Raw genomic sequence first — 20,731 nt, forward strand, 5'->3', positions numbered from 1 at the left:
TGATGTCTGAACTGATTACTGTAGCTCGCCCCTACGCCAAAGCAGCTTTTGACTTTGCTGTTGAGCATCAAAGTATTGAACGCTGGCAAAATATGCTGGCGTTTGCCGCAGAAGTGGCTGGCAACGAACAGATGGCAGATCTCCTTGCTGGTGCCTTAGCACCAGAAGCTTTATCTGCTTCTTTCATCGCAGTCTGTGGTGATCAACTGGATGAATACGCCCAGAACCTGATTAAGGTGATGGCGGAAAACGGACGTTTGACAGCGCTTCCGGCTGTACTGGAACAGTTCATTCAACTGCGTGACGCTCACGAAGCGACAGCCGAAGTTGATGTGATTTCTGCCAGTACGCTGAGTGACAGCCAGCTGACCAAAATCAGCGCCGCGATGGAAAAACGTCTGTCACGCAAAGTTAAGCTGAATTGCAAAATTGATAAGTCTGTAATGGCAGGCGTGGTCATCCGTGCGGGTGATCTGGTGATTGATGGCAGCGTGCGCGGCCGTCTTGAGCGTCTGGCAGACGTCTTGCAGTCTTAAGGGGACTGGAGCATATGCAACTGAATTCCACCGAAATCAGCGAACTGATCAAGCAGCGCATTGCTCAGTTCAATGTCGTGAGCGAAGCTCACAATGAAGGTACTATTGTTTCTGTAAGTGACGGTATCATCCGCGTACACGGCCTGGCCGATGTCATGCAGGGTGAAATGATTGCCCTGCCGGGTAACCGTTACGCTATCGCCCTGAACCTCGAGCGTGACTCTGTAGGTGCGGTGGTGATGGGTCCGTACGCTGACCTCGCCGAAGGCATGAAGGTTAAGTGTACTGGCCGTATTCTGGAAGTGCCGGTTGGCCGTGGCCTGCTGGGCCGCGTAGTGAACACCCTGGGTGCTCCGATCGACGGTAAAGGCGCAATCGACAACGACGGCTTCTCGCCGGTTGAAGTGATTGCACCGGGCGTTATCGACCGTCAGTCCGTTGATGAGCCGGTTCAGACTGGTTACAAATCTGTCGATGCGATGATTCCAATCGGCCGTGGCCAGCGTGAGCTGATCATCGGTGACCGTCAGACCGGTAAAACCGCGATGGCGATCGATGCCATCATCAACCAGCGCGATTCAGGCATCAAATGCGTGTACGTTGCGATTGGTCAGAAAGCCTCTACCATCTCTAACGTGGTACGTAAGCTGGAAGAGCATGGCGCACTGGCTAACACCATCGTCGTTGTCGCTTCTGCTTCTGAATCTGCTGCTCTGCAATACCTGGCACCGTATGCGGGTTGCGCAATGGGCGAATACTTCCGTGACCGCGGTGAAGATGCGCTGATCGTGTACGATGACCTGTCCAAGCAGGCCGTTGCTTACCGTCAGATTTCTCTGCTGCTGCGTCGTCCGCCGGGTCGTGAAGCATTCCCTGGCGACGTGTTCTACCTCCACTCTCGTCTGCTGGAGCGTGCATCACGCGTAACCGCTGATTACGTTGAGCGTTTCACCAATGGTGAAGTGAAAGGTAAGACCGGCTCACTGACTGCACTGCCGATTATCGAAACTCAGGCGGGTGACGTTTCTGCGTTCGTTCCGACCAACGTGATTTCAATCACCGATGGTCAGATCTTCCTGGAATCTAACCTGTTCAACTCCGGTATTCGTCCGGCAGTTAACCCGGGTATCTCAGTATCCCGTGTTGGTGGCGCTGCTCAGACCAAGATCATCAAGAAACTGTCTGGTGGTATCCGTACCGCACTGGCACAGTATCGTGAACTGGCTGCGTTCTCTCAGTTCGCTTCCGATCTGGATGATGCGACTCGTAAACAGCTGAGCCACGGTCAGAAAGTGACCGAGCTGCTGAAACAGAAACAGTATGCGCCGATGTCCGTTGCGCAGCAGGGTCTGGTGCTGTTTGCTGCAGAGCGTGGCTTCCTGAACGACGTTGAGCTGGCAAAAATTGGTAGCTTCGAAGCAGCGCTGCTGGCGTTTGCTGACCGCGACCACGCTGAGCTGATGGCTGAAATCAATCAGGCGGGTAACTACAACAACGAAATCGAAGAGAAGCTGAAAGGCCTCCTCGAAACGTTTAAAGCAACCCAGTCCTGGTAATGTCTGGCGGCTTGTCTGAAAAGGCAGGCCGCAAGGCTTTGAGGAGAAGCTAATGGCCGGCGCAAAAGAGATACGTACCAAGATCGGAAGCGTGAAAAACACGCAGAAGATCACCAAAGCGATGGAAATGGTCGCCGCCTCCAAGATGCGTAAAACGCAGGAACGCATGGCGGCCAGCCGTCCGTATGCAGATACCATGCGCAAAGTGATTGGTCACCTTGCGTTAGGCAATCTGGAATACAAGCACCCTTACCTGGATGAGCGCGACGTTAAGCGCGTCGGCTACCTGGTCGTTTCGACTGACCGCGGGCTTTGTGGTGGTTTGAACATTAACCTGTTCAAAAAAGTGCTGGCAGAAATGAAAGCCTGGACTGATAAAGGCGTACAGAGCGATCTGGCGATTATCGGCTCAAAAGGGCTTGGTTTCTTCGGTTCTGTTGGTGGCAACATTGTGGCGCAGGTCACAGGCATGGGTGATAAACCTTCACTGTCTGAACTGATCGGCCCGGTAAAAGTGATGTTGCAGGCTTATGATGAAGGCCGTATCGACAAGCTGTATATCGTCAGCAACAAATTTAATAACACCATGTCTCAGACTCCGACCATTACCCAACTGCTGCCGTTACCGCCAGCGGAAGGTGAAGAAGAGATGAAGGCGAAGACCTGGGATTACCTGTACGAACCCGATCCGAAGGCGCTGCTGGATACTCTGCTGCGTCGTTATGTCGAATCGCAGGTTTATCAGGGTGTGGTGGAAAACCTGGCCAGTGAGCAGGCCGCACGTATGGTGGCGATGAAAGCCGCAACCGATAACGGCGGAAATCTGATCAAAGAGCTGCAGTTGGTTTACAACAAAGCTCGTCAGGCCAGCATCACCCAGGAACTTACCGAGATCGTCTCGGGAGCCTCCGCGGTTTAACCAGGTTTGGAATTAGGTAGAGGATTCAAGATGGCAGCTGGAAAGATTGTCCAGATTATCGGCGCCGTAGTTGACGTCGAATTCCCTCAGGATGCCGTACCGCAAGTGTACAGCGCTCTTGAGGTTAAGAATGGTGATGCTCGTCTGGTGCTGGAAGTTCAGCAGCAGCTGGGTGGTGGCGTGGTTCGTACCATCGCCATGGGTTCTTCTGACGGCCTGAAGCGCGGTCTGGAAGTAGCCGACCTGAAAAAACCGATCCAGGTTCCGGTTGGTAAAGCAACCCTCGGCCGTATCATGAACGTGCTGGGTGAGCCGATCGACATGAAAGGCGACCTGGTTGAAGAAGACGGCAGCGCAGTAGAGGTTTCCTCTATTCACCGCGCCGCGCCTTCTTATGAAGATCAGTCTAACTCGCAGGAACTGCTGGAAACCGGCATCAAGGTTATCGACCTGATGTGTCCGTTCGCTAAGGGCGGTAAAGTCGGTCTGTTCGGTGGTGCGGGTGTTGGTAAAACCGTAAACATGATGGAGCTGATCCGTAACATCGCGGCTGAGCACTCAGGTTACTCGGTATTTGCTGGGGTGGGTGAGCGTACTCGTGAGGGTAACGACTTCTACCACGAAATGACTGACTCCAACGTTATCGACAAAGTAGCGCTGGTGTATGGCCAGATGAACGAGCCGCCGGGTAACCGTCTGCGCGTAGCACTGACCGGTCTGACCATGGCGGAGAAATTCCGTGATGAAGGCCGTGACGTTCTGCTGTTCATCGACAACATCTATCGTTACACCCTGGCCGGTACAGAAGTATCTGCACTGCTGGGTCGTATGCCTTCAGCGGTAGGTTATCAGCCGACGCTGGCTGAAGAGATGGGTGTGTTGCAGGAGCGTATTACCTCCACTAAGACGGGTTCAATCACCTCCGTACAGGCCGTTTACGTCCCTGCGGATGACTTGACTGACCCGTCTCCGGCGACCACCTTCGCCCACTTAGACTCAACCGTAACGCTGAGCCGTCAGATCGCATCTCTGGGTATCTACCCGGCCGTTGACCCGCTGGATTCTACCAGCCGTCAGCTGGATCCGCTGATCGTTGGTCAGGAGCACTACGATGTTGCGCGTGGCGTGCAGTCTCTGCTGCAGCGTTACCAGGAACTGAAAGACATCATCGCCATCCTCGGTATGGACGAGCTGTCTGAAGACGACAAACTGCTGGTGGCACGCGCACGTAAGATTCAGCGCTTCCTGTCTCAGCCGTTCTTCGTTGCTGAAGTCTTCACCGGTTCTCCAGGTAAGTACGTAACGCTGAAAGACACCATCCGTGGCTTCAAAGGCATCATGGAAGGCGAATTCGACCATCTGCCAGAGCAGGCTTTCTACATGGTTGGCGCGATCGACGAAGCCGTGGAAAAAGCGAAGAAACTGTAATAACGGTTTCCCGGGAGGAATGATATGGCTATGACTTATCACCTGGATGTTGTCAGCGCGGAGCAACAAATGTTCTCCGGTCTGGTGCAGAAAATCCAGGTGTCAGGTAGCGAAGGTGAGCTGGGGATTTACCCTGGTCACGCCCCGCTCCTGACTGCCATCAAGCCTGGTATGATTCGCATCGTTAAACAGCACGGCGAAGAGGAGTATATCTACCTCTCTGGCGGCGTGCTGGAAGTTCAGCCGGGCAGCACCACCGTTCTGGCCGACACCGCGATTCGTGGTGAAGACCTCGACGAAGCGCGCGCGCTGGAAGCGAAACGTAAAGCAGAAGAACACATGAGCAGCAGCCACGGCGACGTGGACTATGCTCAGGCCTCTGCCGAACTGGCGAAAGCTATCGCGAAGCTGCGTGTTATCGAGCTGACCAAAAAAGCGATGTAATCAGGCTTTATGCGTCACGAAGTGCCAGCCCATTGGGCTGGCATTTTTTTTGCCTGCACGTTGATCCCTGCGAATTTTCGTAGCGGCGCGATTTATCGCGCAATTCCGTGCGCAATGCCGGAAAGACGCGCGATAAATCGCGCCGCTACATCCTCTAATTTCGATCCGAGAAAAATGTAGTAATCTCAGAGGTAAACCTTAAACTTTCGAAAGCTAAAACAGAGTCAGGATAGTTATGTCTACAAGTGCGATGAGTGTGGTGATTCTTGCCGCTGGCAAGGGCACCCGTATGTATTCCGATCTCCCCAAAGTTCTGCATACCCTGGCAGGAAAACCCATGGTCCAGCATGTGATTGATGCTGCAACCGGGTTGGGCGCACAGCAAATCCATCTGGTTTACGGACACGGCGGCGATCAACTTAAAGCTCAGCTTTCTGGTAACACTCTGAATTGGGTGTTACAGGCGCAACAGCTTGGCACCGGGCATGCGATGCAGCAGGCAGCCCCCTGGTTCGCAGATGATGAAGACATTGTGATGCTGTACGGCGACGTGCCGTTGATCTCCCTGGAAACATTGCAGCGCCTGCGTAGCGCTAAACCTGCGGGTGGCATCGGTCTGCTCACCGTGGTGCTCGACAATCCCACCGGCTATGGCCGCATCGTGCGTGAAAACGACACCATTACCGGGATCGTGGAACAAAAAGATGCTTCGCCCGAACAACTGAAGATTCAGGAGATTAACACCGGCATCCTGATTGCTAACGGTGGTGATCTCAAACGCTGGCTGTCGCAGTTGAATAACAACAACGCGCAAGGCGAGTTCTATATCACCGACATTATTGCGATGGCACATCAGGAAGGGCGTCTGGTGCAGGCTGTCCATCCGGCGCGCATCAGCGAAACCGACGGTGTAAATAATCGCCTGCAACTGGCAGCGTTGGAACGTGCTTACCAGGCTGAACAGGCCGAGAAACTGTTGTTGGCAGGTGTGATGCTGCGTGACCCGGCTCGTTTCGATCTGCGTGGCACGTTAAAACACGGACGCGATGTTGAAATCGATACCAATGTGATTATCGAAGGCGACGTCACCCTCGGCGATCGGGTGAAAATTGCGGCGGGTTGTATCATCAAAAACAGCGTGATTGCTGATGATTGTGAAATCAGCGCGTATTCGGTGATCGAGGATGCCAATCTGGCCGCGGCTTGTACCGTTGGTCCGTTTGCTCGTTTGCGCCCCGGAAGCGAGCTTGGAGAGAAGGCTCACGTTGGCAACTTCGTTGAAATGAAGAAAGCCACCCTTGGAAAAGGTTCCAAAGCCGGTCACCTCTCCTATCTTGGCGACGCGGAGATTGGCGACGATGTGAATATCGGCGCTGGCACCATCACCTGTAATTACGATGGCGCGAATAAATCTAAAACCATCATTGGCGACAACGTGTTTGTGGGTTCCGATACCCAGCTGGTGGCTCCGGTGACTGTCGCCAGTGGCGCGACAATTGCGGCGGGCACCACGGTGATGAAAGACGTACCCGCCGCCGTTCTGGTTTACAACCGCAAAGAACAGAACCAGAAAGCGGGCTGGAAGCGCCCGGAAAAGAAAAAGTAATTTTTAATGGCCGACAAAGATCGGCCTGTTAGCAGTAAATATAACTACATCCCCACTCTCTACAAGGCTCGGGGAACCGGCGATGCCGGATATCAGGTCAGATGACAACGCAATGGCCGAAAGCCATGAAGTCAGGAAACTATTATGTGTGGAATTGTTGGTGCAGTAGCACAGCGCGACATCGCAGAAATTCTGCTGGAAGGTCTGCGTCGTCTTGAGTATCGCGGTTACGATTCGGCGGGTTTGGCCGTCGTTGATCGTCAAGGCCATGTGACGCGTCTGCGTCGCTTGGGCAAAGTGCAAAAGTTGGCAGAAGCGGCGGAACAGCAGCCGTTAATTGGCGGCACCGGTATTGCTCATACCCGTTGGGCTACCCACGGTGAACCCTCAGAAGCCAATGCGCATCCGCATATCTCTGAGCACATCATCATTGTGCATAACGGCATCATTGAGAACCATGAACCGTTGCGTGCGCAGCTGATTGAGCGCGGTTACTCATTCGCGTCAGAAACTGACACCGAAGTGGTGGCACATCTGGTGCACTGGGAACAGAAGCAAGGCGGTTCGCTGCGTGAAGTGGTGCTGCGGGTGATTCCGCAACTGCGCGGCGCCTATGGCATGGTGATTATGGACAGCCGCGATCCCTCCGTGCTGGTGGCCGCGCGTTCCGGTAGCCCGCTGGTGGTAGGCCGTGGCGTCGGCGAAAACTTTATCGCTTCCGATCAGCTGGCACTGCTGCCGGTGACACGCCGCTTCATCTATCTGGAAGAGGGCGATATCGCTGAGATTACCCGCCGCGAAGTGACTATTGTCGATCGCAATGGCACGCCGGTGACTCGCGCCGAGATCGAATCTAACGTCCAGTATGATGCCGGTGACAAAGGGATTTACCGTCACTACATGCAGAAAGAGATTTATGAACAGCCGATGGCGATCAAAAACACCTTAACCGGTCGTTTCAGCCACGGTGAAGTCGATCTCAGCGAGCTTGGCCCACAAGCGGAAGCTCTGTTGAGCAAAGTTGAGCATATCCAGATTATCGCCTGCGGCACCTCATACAACTCCGGTATGGTTTCGCGTTACTGGTTCGAATCACTGGCAAACATTCCCTGCGATGTCGAAATTGCCTCTGAATTCCGCTATCGCAAATCGGCGGTGCGTAAAAACAGCCTGCTGATCACCCTGTCACAGTCCGGTGAAACTGCCGATACGCTGGCCGCGCTGCGTCTGTCGAAAGAGCTGGGCTATCTGGGTTCGCTGGCCATCTGTAACGTGGCGGGGTCGTCGCTGGTACGTGAATCCGATTTGTCACTGATGACCAAAGCGGGTACCGAGATCGGGGTAGCCTCCACCAAAGCCTTTACCACGCAGCTCACCGTGTTGTTGATGCTGGTAGCGAAACTGGGCCGCCTGCATGGCATGTCTGCTGATACCGAACACGAGATTGTCCATGGGTTACAGGCGCTGCCGAGCCGCATTGAGCAGATGCTGGCGCAGGATAAGGTGATCGAAAACCTGGCAGAAGGTTTCTCTGACAAGCATCATGCGTTGTTCCTTGGCCGTGGCGATCAGTATCCGATCGCCATGGAAGGCGCGTTGAAGCTGAAAGAGATCTCCTATATCCACGCTGAAGCCTACGCGGCCGGGGAGTTGAAACATGGCCCGCTGGCGCTGATTGACGCCGATATGCCAGTAATCGTGGTAGCACCGAATAACGAACTGCTGGAGAAGCTGAAGTCCAACATCGAAGAGGTGCGTGCACGCGGCGGTCTGCTGTATGTATTTGCCGATCAGGATGCAGGTTTTAGCGACAGCGATGGCATGAAGATTATCTCTCTGCCGCATGTGGAAGAGGTGATTGCGCCAATCTTCTACACCGTGCCGCTGCAACTTCTTTCCTACCATGTCGCGTTGATTAAAGGCACCGATGTCGATCAACCGCGTAACCTGGCGAAATCAGTGACTGTTGAATAGGGCTGCTATTAGCTAATCTGATCCAGATTATTTAAGGGTTATGCATTTTCAAATGCATAACCTTTTTTGTTTGTGACATGAGGGCGGAATAATTTTGTTCTCATCATTGATGCACTGCTTCCATTGTAAAATCTATTCATTCTTTATATAAAAATTAGTTTCTGCATAAAATTATTTATCAATGGATGGTTATTGTGTGTTTATTGACAACAAATGATTTTTATTGGGATAATTTGCGATATTTCATATCAAAGGACATGGTATGCACTTATCTTCATCGGTAGGTATTAAAGGAAGCAATGCTGCTTCTGATGTCAGAGCGGTGCAGCAGTATTTAAAAAGCATCGGTTATTCCTGGCTAAAAGTTGATGGATTAGTCGGTATCAATACCATCAAAGCCATAAAGATTTTTCAGTCCAGGTTTATGACTCATCCTGATGGCCGCATTGATATTGGTGGGCTGACTTTAAGGCGGATGACACAATCACCGGAAAGGAACATCCCCCACCCCCCAGCCAACAGTCATCCTGAATGGAACAGAAGCGATTTCTTCGGTCGCTTAACGGTGAGCGAAGGTCAGGTCACCTTCGACGCAGAAGGAAATGACCAACCGGCAAGTCTGTACTTTAGCCGTCATATTCACTGGCCTGGTGGTGTATCGGGTGTGACGATTGGTCGTGGCTATGATATGGGCGATAGATCGTATCAATCGATCATCAGTGATTTCATCAGGGCGGGGATTGACAGGCAACAGGGGGAATTCATTGCCTCTGCATATGGAAAGAAGGGTAATGCCGCTGATGCTTTTGTCAAAAGCTATCGCCATGCCTGTGGCATTATTTCGCGTGAATCTCAGGCTCGCCTGTTCGAACTTATTTACCCATCCTATGCTTCACGCGCGCGCAAAATCTATGAGTCTTATGCTGCGGTGGTTCAACACGCGACGCCATGGCCGAGTTTACATAAAGCCATCCGTGAGATTATTGTGGATCTTGTTTATCAGGGACTGGGATATCGCACGGTTCTTGAACCTTGCATGGCAAATGACTTCGATTCACTGATCCATTTTATTGAAACCGATCATCGTACTCGGAGATACGAAAGAGGTCGCCAGCGTGCAAATTATTTACGGAGAAACAGGAATTGATTCATATAAAACATCTCGCTTTTTTATCGATAGTCTGCGGTATTTTCTCCAGCAACATGGCCTGGGCCGACGATTGTGATAACGCCGCAAATGATACTGAAGTTCATCAATGTCTGGAAAATAAGAAAGACAATGCGGAAAAAGTTCTTAATGCTGAGTACGCTAAAGCAAAAGATCGTATAAAGCAGGGGCTACGTGACTCACCTTCTGACACCGAGGCTTATCTGGACATTTTTGTCAAAGCGCAGCGTAGCTGGCTGGACTTAAGAAAGTATCAGTGTGAGATGGAGGCTTTTGGTGCCGATAAATCCAAAAATCCATACCTTGATGCTATCAATGATTGCACCGCCAAAATGGATAATGAAAGAACACATATCCTGATGCAGATCCCTTATGATGGTCTGAGTGGTTAGGCTAATGTGAAGCAAACGGGGCTGATGTGTGCCGACTCGACACATTAGCTCCGCCACAGAAAAACAATCTTAACAGCCTGTTATACAACGTCTCGTCGTCCTATACCGCAGTCGGTACCTTTGTCATAAAACTGTCATATTTCGTACATTTGACTGTCATCAAACTGTCCTATTTTCCCTCCAGCAGCAATCAATGACTCTTACTAAAATGGCATAGAGCCTGATTTTTTTAACTCCCCTGGAGGGAACATGACACTGATGCGTAGCACCGTAGCCCGAATCCTCGCCGCCACCTTCGCAGTAAGCGCGGTCTCTGCTTTTGCAGCAACCGATCTGACTGGCGCAGGCGGGACGTTCCCGGCACCGGTTTATGCCAAGTGGGCAGCAGAATACCAGCAAGCCACCGGTAGCAAAGTAAACTATCAGGGTATTGGTTCTTCGGGCGGCGTGAAGCAAATCATCGCCAAAACCGTCGATTTCGGTGCGTCAGATGCGCCGATGAAAGATGAAGATCTGCAAAAAAATGGCCTGTTCCAGTTCCCGACCGTGATCGGTGGTGTGGTTCTGGCGGTTAACATCCCTGGCGTGAAGTCTGGTCAGCTGACCCTCGACGGTAAAACCGTTGGTGACATTTACCTGGGCAATATCAAAAAGTGGAACGATCCGGCGATCACCAAACTGAACCCGGGCGTGAAACTGCCAGATACCAACATCAACGTGGTACGCCGCGCTGACGGTTCCGGTACCTCTTTCGTCTTCACCAGCTACCTGTCCAAAGTGAACGAAGAGTGGAACAGCAAAATTGGTAAAGGCAACACCGTAAACTGGCCGACCGGTCTGGGCGGTAAAGGTAACGACGGCGTGGCGGCATTCGTCCAGCGTCTGCCGGGTTCAATCGGCTACGTCGAGTACGCGTATGCCAAGCAGAACAACCTGACTTACACTAAGTTGCACGATGCTGACGGCAAAGCTGTGGCACCGAGCGAAACCAGCTTTGCTAACGCGGCCAAAGGCGCGAACTGGAGCGAATCTTTTGCCCAGGACCTGACTTTCCAGAAAGGCAACGATGCATGGCCGATCACTTCCACCACCTTCATCCTGGTTTATAAAGATCAGGCAAATGCAGAGAAAGGTAGCGAAGTGCTGAAGTTCTTCGACTGGGCTTACAAAAATGGTGGAAAAACGGCGACCAGCCTGGATTACGCAGCTCTGCCAGAAAGCGTGACCACGCAGATTCGTGATGCCTGGAAAGCCAACATCAAAGATTCTTCCGGCAAAGCGCTGTACAAGTAAGTGAATGACCTGGCCAGCCGACAGGCTGGCCACCCTGACTTCCCCTGAGAACAGAGACTTCTATGGCTGCCACTAAGCCGACGTTTAAAGCCCCTGGCAAACAAGGTGACATGATCTTCGGCGCGCTGGTGAAACTGGCTGCGCTGATTGTGTTATTGCTGCTGGGTGGCATCATCGTCTCCCTGATTTTCTCCTCCTGGCCCAGTATCCAGAAATTTGGTTTCTCATTCCTGTGGACCAAGACCTGGGATGCGCCTAACGAACAATTTGGTGCGCTGGTGCCGATTTACGGTACCGTCGTAACCTCGCTGATTGCGCTGATCATCGCCGTTCCGGTGAGCTTCGGTATCGCCCTGTTTCTGACGGAACTGGCGCCAGGCTGGCTGCGTCGTCCACTCGGCACCGCAATCGAGCTGCTGGCGGCTATCCCCAGCATCGTCTATGGCATGTGGGGCCTGTTTATTTTTGCGCCACTCTTTGCCGAGTACTTCCAGACGCCGGTTGGCGACATCATGTCGAATATCCCGATTGTAGGTGCGCTGTTCTCCGGCCCGGCTTTTGGGATCGGTATCCTGGCGGCAGGCGTTATCCTCGCCATCATGATCATCCCGTACATTGCTTCGGTGATGCGTGATGTGTTCGAACAGACCCCGGTGATGATGAAAGAGTCGGCCTACGGTATTGGCTGCACCACCTGGGAAGTAATTTGGCGCATCGTGTTGCCCTTCACCAAAAACGGTGTGATTGGTGGTGTGATGCTCGGTCTGGGCCGTGCATTGGGTGAGACGATGGCGGTGACCTTTATCATCGGTAACACCTACCAGCTCGACAGCGCATCGCTGTTTATGCCGGGCAACAGCATCACCTCGGCACTGGCGAATGAATTTGCTGAGGCAGAATCCGGTGTCCATGTGGCGGCATTGATGGAGCTGGGGCTGATCCTGTTTGTCATCACCTTTATCGTGCTGGCGATCTCCAAACTGATGATTTTGCGTTTGGCGAAAAGTGAAGGAGCCCGGTCATGACAACCATTGAATTGCAGGCCCGCGCTGAACTGGAAGCCTCGCGTCGCAAAATGCAGGCATGGCGCAGCACCAAAAATAAAATCGCGCTGACCCTGTCGCTGCTGACGATGGCATTTGGTCTGTTCTGGCTGATCTGGATCCTGTTTACCACCATTTCCCGTGGTATTGATGGCCTTTCCTGGTCGCTGTTTACTGAATCTACCCCGCCACCCAATACCGCTGGCGGTGGCCTGGCGAACGCCCTCGCAGGCAGTGGTTTACTGATTTTCTGGTCAACCTTCTTTGGCACACCGCTGGGTATCATGGCGGGGATCTACCTTGCCGAATATGGTCGCAAGCACTGGCTGGCAGAGGTGATTCGTTTTATTAACGATATCCTGCTGTCTGCACCGTCAATTGTGGTGGGGTTGTTCGTTTACACCATCGTGGTGGCGCAGATGCAACACTTCTCCGGTTGGGCAGGCGTGGTGGCACTGGCGTTGTTGCAGATTCCCATCGTGATCCGTACCACTGAGAATATGCTGCGTCTGGTGCCTGATAGCATGCGTGAAGCCGCTTATGCGCTGGGGACGCCGAAATGGAAGATGATTTCAGCTATCACCCTCAAGGCCTCAGTCTCCGGCATTATCACCGGTGTGCTGCTGGCGATTGCGCGTATTGCCGGTGAAACCGCACCGTTGCTGTTTACTGCGCTGTCGAACCAGTTCTGGAGCACCGACATGATGCAGCCGATCGCCAACCTGCCAGTCACCATCTTTAAATTTGCCATGAGTCCCTTCGCGGAATGGCAAAGCCTGGCGTGGGCGGGTGTGCTGATCATCACCCTGTGCGTATTGCTGCTGAACATCCTGGCACGCGTGATTTTCGCTAAGAGCAAACACTAATTTCCCGGCGCGGCTATGGCAGCGCGGTACATGAGAGACGAGCAATGAGTATGGCAACTTCTTCTGCCGGCAAAATTCAGGTGCGCAATCTGAACTTCCATTACGGGAAATTCCATGCGCTGAAAAATATCAATCTGGACATCGCAAAGAACCAGGTCACCGCGTTTATCGGGCCATCCGGCTGTGGTAAATCGACCCTGCTGCGCACCTTCAATAAAATGTATTCGCTCTACCCTGAGCAGCGTGCAGAAGGTGAGATTCTGTTGGATGGGGACAATATTCTGGCGTCAAGCCAGGATATTGCCCTGCTGCGCGCCCGTGTGGGCATGGTGTTCCAGAAACCTACGCCGTTCCCGATGTCGATTTACGACAACATCGCGTTTGGTGTCCGTCTGTTTGAAAAGCTGTCGCGTGCAGATATGGATGAGCGCGTGCAGTGGGCGCTGACGAAAGCAGCGCTGTGGAATGAAACCAAAGACAAGCTCCATCAGAGTGGTTACAGTCTCTCCGGCGGTCAGCAGCAGCGTTTGTGCATCGCTCGCGGCATTGCGATTCGCCCGGAAGTGTTGCTGCTGGATGAGCCATGCTCGGCGCTGGATCCCATCTCCACGGGCCGTATCGAAGAGTTGATCACCGAGCTGAAGCAGGATTACACCGTAGTGATTGTGACCCACAACATGCAACAGGCGGCGCGCTGTTCCGATCATACCGCCTTTATGTATCTGGGTGAGCTGATTGAATTCAGCGATACCGATACGCTGTTTACCAAGCCAGCGCAAAAGCAGACAGAAGACTACATTACCGGTCGTTACGGCTGATTTGACGGAGACGCACATGGATAATTTAAATCTGAACAAACATATCTCCGGTCAGTTCAACGCTGAGCTGGAACACATTCGCACTCAGGTGATGATCATGGGTGGCATGGTGGAGCAGCAGCTTACCGACGCCATTACCGCGATGCATAACCAGGATGGCGATCTGGCGCAGCGAGTCATCGACGGCGACCAGAAGGTCAACATGATGGAAGTGGAGATTGATGAAGCCTGCGTGCGCATCATCGCCAAACGGCAGCCTACCGCCAGCGATTTACGTCTGGTGATGGCGATCATCAAGACCATCTCTGAGCTGGAACGTATTGGGGACGTGGCGGAAAAAATCAGCCGCACCGCGCTGGAGAAATTTAGCCAGCAACATCTGCCGCTGCTGGTGAGCCTGGAATCACTCGGTCACCATACCGTACAGATGCTGCATGACGTGCTGGATGCTTTTGCGCGCATGGATCTCAACGCGGCGATCGATATCTACCGCGAAGACAAGAAGGTGGATAAAGAGTACGAGGGTATTGTGCGTCAGTTAATGACCTACATGATGGAAGACCCGCGTACTATCCCCAGCGTACTGACTGCGCTGTTCTGTGCCCGTGCCATTGAGCGTATCGGTGACCGCTGCCAGAACATCTGTGAGATCATCTTCTATTTTGTGAAGGGCCAGGATTTCCGTCATGTTGGCGGCGACAAGCTGGATGAGTTGTTGTCCGGCGACGATGGCAGCAACAAACCTTCCTGATAACCCCGTGGCTGCTGGTTTTACTGGCAGCCATCTCCATTTCTGATTGGTCTCAAGTCTTTCCGCTCTTTATACTTGGCGCACTTTTTACTGCAAGGTGCTGCTGCATGTCCCTCTCCCCACACAAGAAACAGAGCGTAACCCCGGCAAAAGCGATGTTGGCCGCCGTCAGTGGCTATGCGATGGATGGCTTCGATCTGCTGATCCTCGGCTTTATGTTACCGGCAATCAGCGTCTCGCTGGCGCTCGATCCTTCTCAGGCCGGTTCGCTGGTCACCTGGACGCTGATTGGTGCCGTGGTCGGCGGAATTGTTTTTGGTCATCTGAGCGACCGCTTTGGCCGTATCCGCATTCTCACCGTCACCATTCTCATGTTCTCAATATTCACCGGATTGTGTGCGGTGGCGCAGGGATATTGGGATCTGCTGGCGTATCGTACCTTTGCCGGAATGGGGCTGGGGGGAGAATTCGGTATCGGCATGGCGCTGATTGCCGAAGCCTGGCCGCAGGAGAAGCGTAACCGTGCTTCAGCGTGGGTCGGTATCGGCTGGCAACTGGGGGTGTTGCTGGCGGCTTTTATCACGCCGCCACTGCTGAGCGTGATTGGCTGGCGTGGAATGTTCCTGGTGGGCCTGCTGCCTGCGTTGGTTTCGTTTGTGATTCGGCGCAGCATGGGCGAGCCAGAGGGCTTTACCCGACATGTGACCAAAACGCCGCAATTGTCGTTTGCAGCGCGTATGCGATTGTTGTTTAGCGATCGCGCCACCAGCAAAGCCAGTCTGGGGATTTTCATTCTTTGCTCAGTGCAGAACTTTGGTTACTACGGCCTGATGATCTGGATGCCGAGTTATCTCTCCTCCAGCTTTGGTTTCAGCCTGACCAAATCCGGCCTGTGGACCGCCGTCACCGTCGTGGGCATGACTTTTGGCATCTGGTTGTTCGGTGTACTGGCGGATCGCTTCGCGCGTTGGAAAATTTTTCTGCTATATCAATTCGGTGCGGTCGTGATGGTGGTCATTTACGCTCAGCTACGTGATCCCACCGTGATGCTGTTTACCGGGGCGCTGATGGGGATGTTTGTGAATGGCATGATTGGCGGTTATGGCGCGCTGATTTCCGACACCTTTCCAACCCAGGCGCGTGCCACGGCGCAGAACGTATTGTTTAACCTCGGACGTGGTGTAGGGGGTTTTGGCCCGCTGGTTATTGGCTTACTGGCAACGAAAATTTCCTTCGCGGCAGCGATTACCCTGCTGGCGCTGATTTATCTGCTGGATATCGTCGCGACGCTGTTTTTATTGCCGAAGAAGCAGGGCAATGAGGATTCACTCGGCGCGATAGGCTAAGCGTAGCGGCGCGATTTATCGCGCAAGATCTTGCGTGCTGCGGGAAAACCCCGCGCGATGAATCGCACCGCTACGGGACCCTGTGGGCAGTTACACCAACGCCCAACCGCGCGCGTGCCATAAATCCGGGAGCTGCGCCATATCATCAAATCGGGTCACCAGCGGGTGATCCAGTTCCGGGTTATGCGCATCGGCGCAGTAATAAAACACCGGAATGCCCGCGGCGATCCCCGCGCGGGCACCGGCCTCGGAGTCATCCACCAGAATGCACTTCTCAATCGGTACCTGCATTTGTTCTGCGGCGTGATACATCAGCTCCGGGTCCGGCTTCCAGTGGTTGATGTCATAACCGCTGTAAAGATGTGCCGCAAAGTACGGCAACATGCCGGTCAGCCCCAATGAATGTTGCATCTTTTTCACCGTACCATTTGAGACGACGCACATCGGGACTTTGACTTGTTCCACCAGCGCTTTCGCTCCGGCGATGGGCTTCAGTTCCAAATCGAATAAGCGTGCTACCTCGGCGCGGTACGCCGTTTCCACCTCATCCATTGGCAATTCAGTCTGATGTTCCGCAGAAACATCACGGATGATGTCGTAGAGTTTTACCCCTTTGTATTTTTCAAACATCTCCTGTAGTGAGAGTTCAATACCGTAGCGGGCAAAGGTGTTGACGTAGGATTGTGTACAGATCACCTCACTGTCGACCAGCGTGCCATCACAATCAAAAAAAACACATTCAACTGACATCAGACATCATCCTTTTGCTAAATAAGAAGCTGTCACTCTAACGCACTGTGCGCACCGAGCAAACGCTTGCGAAAAATCAGTGTGCTGGTCAGTCAAAATCTATAGGATACGCGCGTTAAATTTTTCAGCGGAATAAGCTATGAACAAGCAGGGTCTGTTGCAACGCGTCTTTAAGTTGCAGGAACACGGCACCACCGTGCGTACAGAAGTGATCGCCGGTTTCACCACCTTTCTGACGATGGTTTACATCGTTTTCGTCAACCCGCAGATTCTGGGTGCCGCTGGCATGGACACCCAGGCGGTGTTTGTCACCACCTGCCTGATTGCGGCATTCGGCAGCATCCTGATGGGGCTGGTGGCGAATCTGCCGGTGGCGCTGGCACCCGCAATGGGACTGAATGCCTTCTTTGCTTTTGTGGTCGTAGGTGCAATGGGGTATTCGTGGCAGATCGGGATGGGCGCGATCTTCTGGGGGGCGCTGGGATTGTTGATCCTCACGCTGCTGCGCGTGCGTTACTGGATGATCGCCAATATCCCGCTGAGTCTGCGTGTTGGCATCACCGCGGGCATCGGGCTTTTTATCGCCATGATGGGACTGAAAAATGCCGGCATTATCGTGTCAAATGCCGACACCCTGGTGACGGTGGGCAACCTGACCTCACATAGCGTACTTCTGGGGGCACTTGGCTTCTTTATTATCGCTATTCTCGCCTCTCGCAACATTCATGCGGCGGTACTGGTATCGATTGTGGTGACCACGGCGATCGGCTTGCTGCTTGGCGATGTGAAGTTCACCGGTATTTTCGCGACACCACCATCCGTGGGCGCTGTCGTTGGGCAAGTTGATCTCAAAGGTGCGCTTAATATCGGTATGGCCGGGGTGATTTTCTCCTTTATGCTGGTCAACCTGTTCGATTCCTCCGGCACGCTGATCGGTGTGACCGACAAAGCGGGACTGACCAATGAAAAAGGCGCCTTCCCGCGTATGCAGCAGGCGCTGTTTGTCGATAGCGTCAGCTCGGTGGCGGGTTCGCTGATCGGCACCTCTTCCGTCACTGCTTATATCGAAAGTTCTTCTGGCGTAGCGATTGGCGGGCGCACCGGGTTGATGGCGGTGATCACCGGCATTCTGTTCCTGCTGGTGATGTTCCTGTCGCCGCTGGCGGCGATGGTGCCGTCCTACGCGGCAGCGGGGGCGTTAATCTACGTCGGTGTATTGATGACGGCATCGCTGTCACGGGTGCGTTGGGATGATCTCACTGAAGCGGTTCCGGCGTTTGTCACTGCGGTAATGATGCCGTTCAGTTTCTCCATCACGGAAGGAATTGCGCTGGGCTTTATTGCTTATTGCGTGATGAAACTGGGGACTGGCCGTTGGCGGGAAATCAGTCCGTGCGTAGTGGTGGTCGCGCTGCTGTTTGTGCTGAAAATCGCCTTTATTGATGCTCACTAACAGGTTACAGGCCGCATAAGCGGCCTGTTTTGTTACAGATGCCCCATTTCCTGTGGTGTGGTGCGTTCACTTGGCAGGCTGGTCAGGCGCAGCGTGCGTGGTCCGATATTCGGTTTACTTATCTCCACGTCGCGCAATGGCATCCATTGATGGTTGGCATCAATTTCCCACAGCCGGAGACGTTCGGTGCCGGGGGAGAGCGCACAGGACCAGACCAGCGTCGGTTCGGCATCGCACACCGCCTGGATATCAGGAAATACGCTGGAGCGCAGGCGTCCCGCGGCTGGATGCAGTCGCAGCGAATCGATACCGCTTTCGGCTTCTCCGGTGAGTTTGAGGATGCTTTGGCGCAGGGTCCAGATTTGCGTTACCGCTTCCATAAAATCCTGCTGCGCATTAATCCAGGCTTTCTCTCCGGAAGAGAGATCCTGCGTTAATGTATCCTGAGTCTGGCGGCTATGGGCGCGTACAATTTCCATATCCAGCCCGGCACGCCCGCCTTCTTCGGCCAGCAGCACACCCACCATATTCCCGGCGTAGGCAATGCTGAAATCAGGCAGGGCAGAATCGGCAAAACAAGGGCGTCCACTGCTGGTGGTCACAAGCGGTGGTAATTCATTGATACCATAGACGCGTAACATTAGCTGCGCCAACAGCCCACGCGCGGCGAGAAAGCGTCCCCGACGCTTGTCGGGCAGGCGCTGTGCGCTATTGATCACATCCTGTGGGACCCGCATTGTCTCAGAGGAGAGGGGCGGGTTACCCGTCCAACGAACAAAATGACTAGCCATCTGTCGCTCCGTGAAAATGGTCGGATAATCATCAGGTCTATTGTAAGAATTTTCTCATGGCTTTGCATCCGGCATTACATGGAATACCTGAATTTCAGATAACGCCGAAGATCATGACAATGCGCTGACGCCGCATCAGCCGCTATTTCATGGTAGTAGTTTGCTGATAAATGCCTGAATGGATGCTGAATAGCCTGATGTGGTGTAGGATTTGGGCGGTAAAAAAAAGCAGGCTGATGAGAAAATTATGATCGCTAAATTTCAGCCGCGCTTCATCGCAGAATAACGCACGTCGGAGTTTTTTATGTCAGTTACTTCATCACACCAGGAATCAATTTCTCTGGATGACTTTCGTCATGGTATGCGCCGTCTGGCTTCAGGTGTCTCGCTGGTTACCACGCAACACGCGGGTGAAAAATATGGCCTGATTGCCTCCTCAGTCAGTTCACTGGCAGCGGAACCGCCGAGCTTGCTGGTATGTGTCAATCAAAGTGCCACCAGCCACGCCTATTTTTTGCAGGCGGGCCATTTCGCCGTCAACGTACTGCGTGAGCAACATGCGGATTTGTGTGCTCAGTTCAGTCAGTCATCACGCCGTGAGGAACGTTTCCAGACCGGCAACTGGCAGACGATCACCACAGGCGCGCCAGTGCTGGCCGATGCCCTGGTGAGTTTTGATTGTCAGTTGGAAAAAGTGGTGGAATGGCATACCCACAGCGTGCTGCTGGCACGGATTGTCGGTATCAATCTGGCCGGGGAAGCTGCCGAGCCTATGGTCTACTTCAACAGTAGTTTTCATTCGCTGGGTCTGTAGCGGCGCGATTTATCGCGCTAATCAGGCCGCCTCTGCAATTCTGAAAAACAGCGCGAAAAATCGCGCTGTTACGCATTCATTCAAGCGTTGTTCAGGCAAACTTGCACACGTCATCGAAGCCGAGGCGTGGCAGACGCGCATGCAGCTTGCTGGCCTCGCCATAGCCGAGGTTGATCAGCAAATTAACCTGCCATTTGCTGTCGCTGAAGAAGGCGGCGTTGACTTTGGCTGGATCAAAACCAGACATTGGGCCAGCGTCCAGACCGAGCGAGCGCGCGGCCATGATCAGGTAACCTGCTTGCAGGCTGCTATTACGAAACGCTGTCTCTTTGACCAATTCCGGGTTGCTGGTGAACCAGCTACGCGCATCACCGTGCGGAAACAGTTTCGGCAGATTTTCATAGAACTCGGGATCTGAGGCGACGATCACCGTAGCCGGTGCCTTCATGGTTTTTTCCAGGTTACCGGAGGAGAGTGCTGGCTTTAACTTCTCTTTCCCTTCCTGGGAAGTAACAAATACAAAGCGACCCGGTGAGCAGTTAGCAGAAGTCGGACCCAGCGCCGTCAACTGATAGAGCTGTTTAAGCAGTTCTTCTGAAATGGGTTTTTCCTGCCAGTAGCTGTGGGTGCGAGCCTCATTGAATAGGGTATTCAGAGCGAGGCTGTCGAGCGGTGTACTCATGTTTCTCTCCTTTTCAGGCATCAAATTGAGCCCAATGTTTAGCATGAATAGAGGAATGGCCTGGATCAGTCGGTGCACTTTTGGCACTGCCAGAGATCGTT

Annotated in this window: 20 protein-coding genes; 17 read left to right on the forward strand and 3 right to left on the reverse strand. The window is 53.3% G+C overall.

What is annotated here, in order from left to right:
• Positions 1-2 precede the first annotated feature (2 nt).
• From atpH to L579_RS07430, 15 genes are all read left to right on the forward strand, one after another.
• Complete coding sequence (gene atpH, locus L579_RS07360; protein WP_013511099.1) at positions 3-536, forward strand: F0F1 ATP synthase subunit delta; 534 nt, start codon at positions 3-5, stop codon at positions 534-536.
• A 14-nt stretch (positions 537-550) separates the two neighbouring features.
• Positions 551-2,092, forward strand: a complete 1,542-nt coding sequence (gene atpA / locus L579_RS07365) for a F0F1 ATP synthase subunit alpha (RefSeq protein WP_013511100.1) — start codon at positions 551-553, stop codon at positions 2,090-2,092.
• 52 nt (positions 2,093-2,144) lie between these two features.
• Positions 2,145-3,011, forward strand: coding sequence for a F0F1 ATP synthase subunit gamma (atpG, locus tag L579_RS07370; protein WP_021183630.1), 867 nt, complete (start codon positions 2,145-2,147; stop codon positions 3,009-3,011).
• 30 nt (positions 3,012-3,041) lie between these two features.
• On the forward strand, positions 3,042-4,439 hold the full coding sequence (atpD, locus tag L579_RS07375) for a F0F1 ATP synthase subunit beta (RefSeq protein ID WP_021183631.1): 1,398 nt from the start codon (positions 3,042-3,044) through the stop codon (positions 4,437-4,439).
• A gap of 24 nt (positions 4,440-4,463) precedes the next feature.
• A complete protein-coding gene (locus tag L579_RS07380; RefSeq protein WP_013511103.1) occupies positions 4,464-4,883 on the forward strand; it encodes a F0F1 ATP synthase subunit epsilon in 420 nt (139 codons plus the stop codon).
• A gap of 235 nt (positions 4,884-5,118) precedes the next feature.
• Complete coding sequence (gene glmU / locus L579_RS07385; RefSeq protein WP_021183632.1) at positions 5,119-6,489, forward strand: bifunctional UDP-N-acetylglucosamine diphosphorylase/glucosamine-1-phosphate N-acetyltransferase GlmU; 1,371 nt, start codon at positions 5,119-5,121, stop codon at positions 6,487-6,489.
• Positions 6,490-6,633: 144 nt separating this feature from the next.
• Entirely contained in the window at positions 6,634-8,463 is a 1,830-nt protein-coding gene (glmS, locus tag L579_RS07390) for a glutamine--fructose-6-phosphate transaminase (isomerizing) (RefSeq protein ID WP_021183633.1), read from the forward strand.
• A 262-nt stretch (positions 8,464-8,725) separates the two neighbouring features.
• Positions 8,726-9,610, forward strand: coding sequence for a peptidoglycan-binding protein (locus tag L579_RS07395; RefSeq protein ID WP_021183634.1), 885 nt, complete (start codon positions 8,726-8,728; stop codon positions 9,608-9,610).
• A complete protein-coding gene (locus tag L579_RS07400; RefSeq protein ID WP_051337946.1) occupies positions 9,607-10,023 on the forward strand; it encodes a lysozyme inhibitor LprI family protein in 417 nt (138 codons plus the stop codon). Before L579_RS07395 ends, L579_RS07400 begins: the two co-directional genes overlap by 4 nt.
• A gap of 249 nt (positions 10,024-10,272) precedes the next feature.
• Entirely contained in the window at positions 10,273-11,316 is a 1,044-nt protein-coding gene (pstS, locus tag L579_RS07405) for a phosphate ABC transporter substrate-binding protein PstS (protein WP_036625694.1), read from the forward strand.
• A gap of 62 nt (positions 11,317-11,378) precedes the next feature.
• A complete protein-coding gene (gene pstC, locus L579_RS07410; protein WP_013511107.1) occupies positions 11,379-12,341 on the forward strand; it encodes a phosphate ABC transporter permease PstC in 963 nt (320 codons plus the stop codon).
• Positions 12,338-13,225: a phosphate ABC transporter permease PstA gene (gene pstA / locus L579_RS07415; RefSeq protein ID WP_021183637.1), complete on the forward strand. Its 888-nt coding sequence runs from the start codon at positions 12,338-12,340 to the stop codon at positions 13,223-13,225. The genes pstC and pstA overlap by 4 nt, the downstream gene beginning before the upstream one ends.
• 44 nt (positions 13,226-13,269) lie before the next feature.
• A complete protein-coding gene (gene pstB, locus L579_RS07420; protein ID WP_021183638.1) occupies positions 13,270-14,043 on the forward strand; it encodes a phosphate ABC transporter ATP-binding protein PstB in 774 nt (257 codons plus the stop codon).
• Between the two features lie 16 nt (positions 14,044-14,059).
• A complete protein-coding gene (gene phoU, locus L579_RS07425) occupies positions 14,060-14,794 on the forward strand; it encodes a phosphate signaling complex protein PhoU (protein WP_021183639.1) in 735 nt (244 codons plus the stop codon).
• 107 nt (positions 14,795-14,901) lie between these two features.
• Complete coding sequence (locus L579_RS07430) at positions 14,902-16,140, forward strand: MFS transporter (RefSeq protein ID WP_021183640.1); 1,239 nt, start codon at positions 14,902-14,904, stop codon at positions 16,138-16,140.
• A 90-nt stretch (positions 16,141-16,230) separates the two neighbouring features.
• Here the strand turns inward: L579_RS07430 and yieH are convergent, their stop codons facing one another.
• Positions 16,231-16,890: a 6-phosphogluconate phosphatase gene (gene yieH, locus L579_RS07435; protein WP_021183641.1), complete on the reverse strand. Its 660-nt coding sequence runs from the start codon at positions 16,888-16,890 to the stop codon at positions 16,231-16,233.
• Between the two features lie 139 nt (positions 16,891-17,029).
• On the opposite strand from yieH, the gene L579_RS07440 reads away from it, so the two are divergent.
• Positions 17,030-18,343 carry an NCS2 family permease gene (locus tag L579_RS07440; RefSeq protein WP_036625697.1) on the forward strand — a complete coding sequence of 438 codons (1,314 nt, stop codon included), beginning with the start codon at positions 17,030-17,032 and terminating at the stop codon, positions 18,341-18,343.
• A gap of 32 nt (positions 18,344-18,375) precedes the next feature.
• On the opposite strand, the gene L579_RS07445 is transcribed toward L579_RS07440, so the two are convergent.
• Positions 18,376-19,134, reverse strand: coding sequence for a 4'-phosphopantetheinyl transferase family protein (locus L579_RS07445; protein ID WP_036625700.1), 759 nt, complete (start codon positions 19,132-19,134; stop codon positions 18,376-18,378).
• Between the two features lie 304 nt (positions 19,135-19,438).
• Between L579_RS07445 and L579_RS07450 the strand changes: the two genes are divergently transcribed.
• On the forward strand, positions 19,439-19,948 hold the full coding sequence (locus L579_RS07450) for a flavin reductase family protein (RefSeq protein ID WP_021183643.1): 510 nt from the start codon (positions 19,439-19,441) through the stop codon (positions 19,946-19,948).
• Between the two features lie 91 nt (positions 19,949-20,039).
• Here L579_RS07450 and L579_RS07455 read toward each other — a convergent pair whose 3' ends face one another.
• Positions 20,040-20,630, reverse strand: a complete 591-nt coding sequence (locus L579_RS07455) for a malonic semialdehyde reductase (protein WP_021183644.1) — start codon at positions 20,628-20,630, stop codon at positions 20,040-20,042.
• Positions 20,631-20,731 lie beyond the last annotated feature (101 nt).

The organism is Pantoea sp. AS-PWVM4 (assembly GCF_000468095.1).
Lineage (GTDB): Bacteria > Pseudomonadota > Gammaproteobacteria > Enterobacterales > Enterobacteriaceae > Pantoea > Pantoea phytobeneficialis.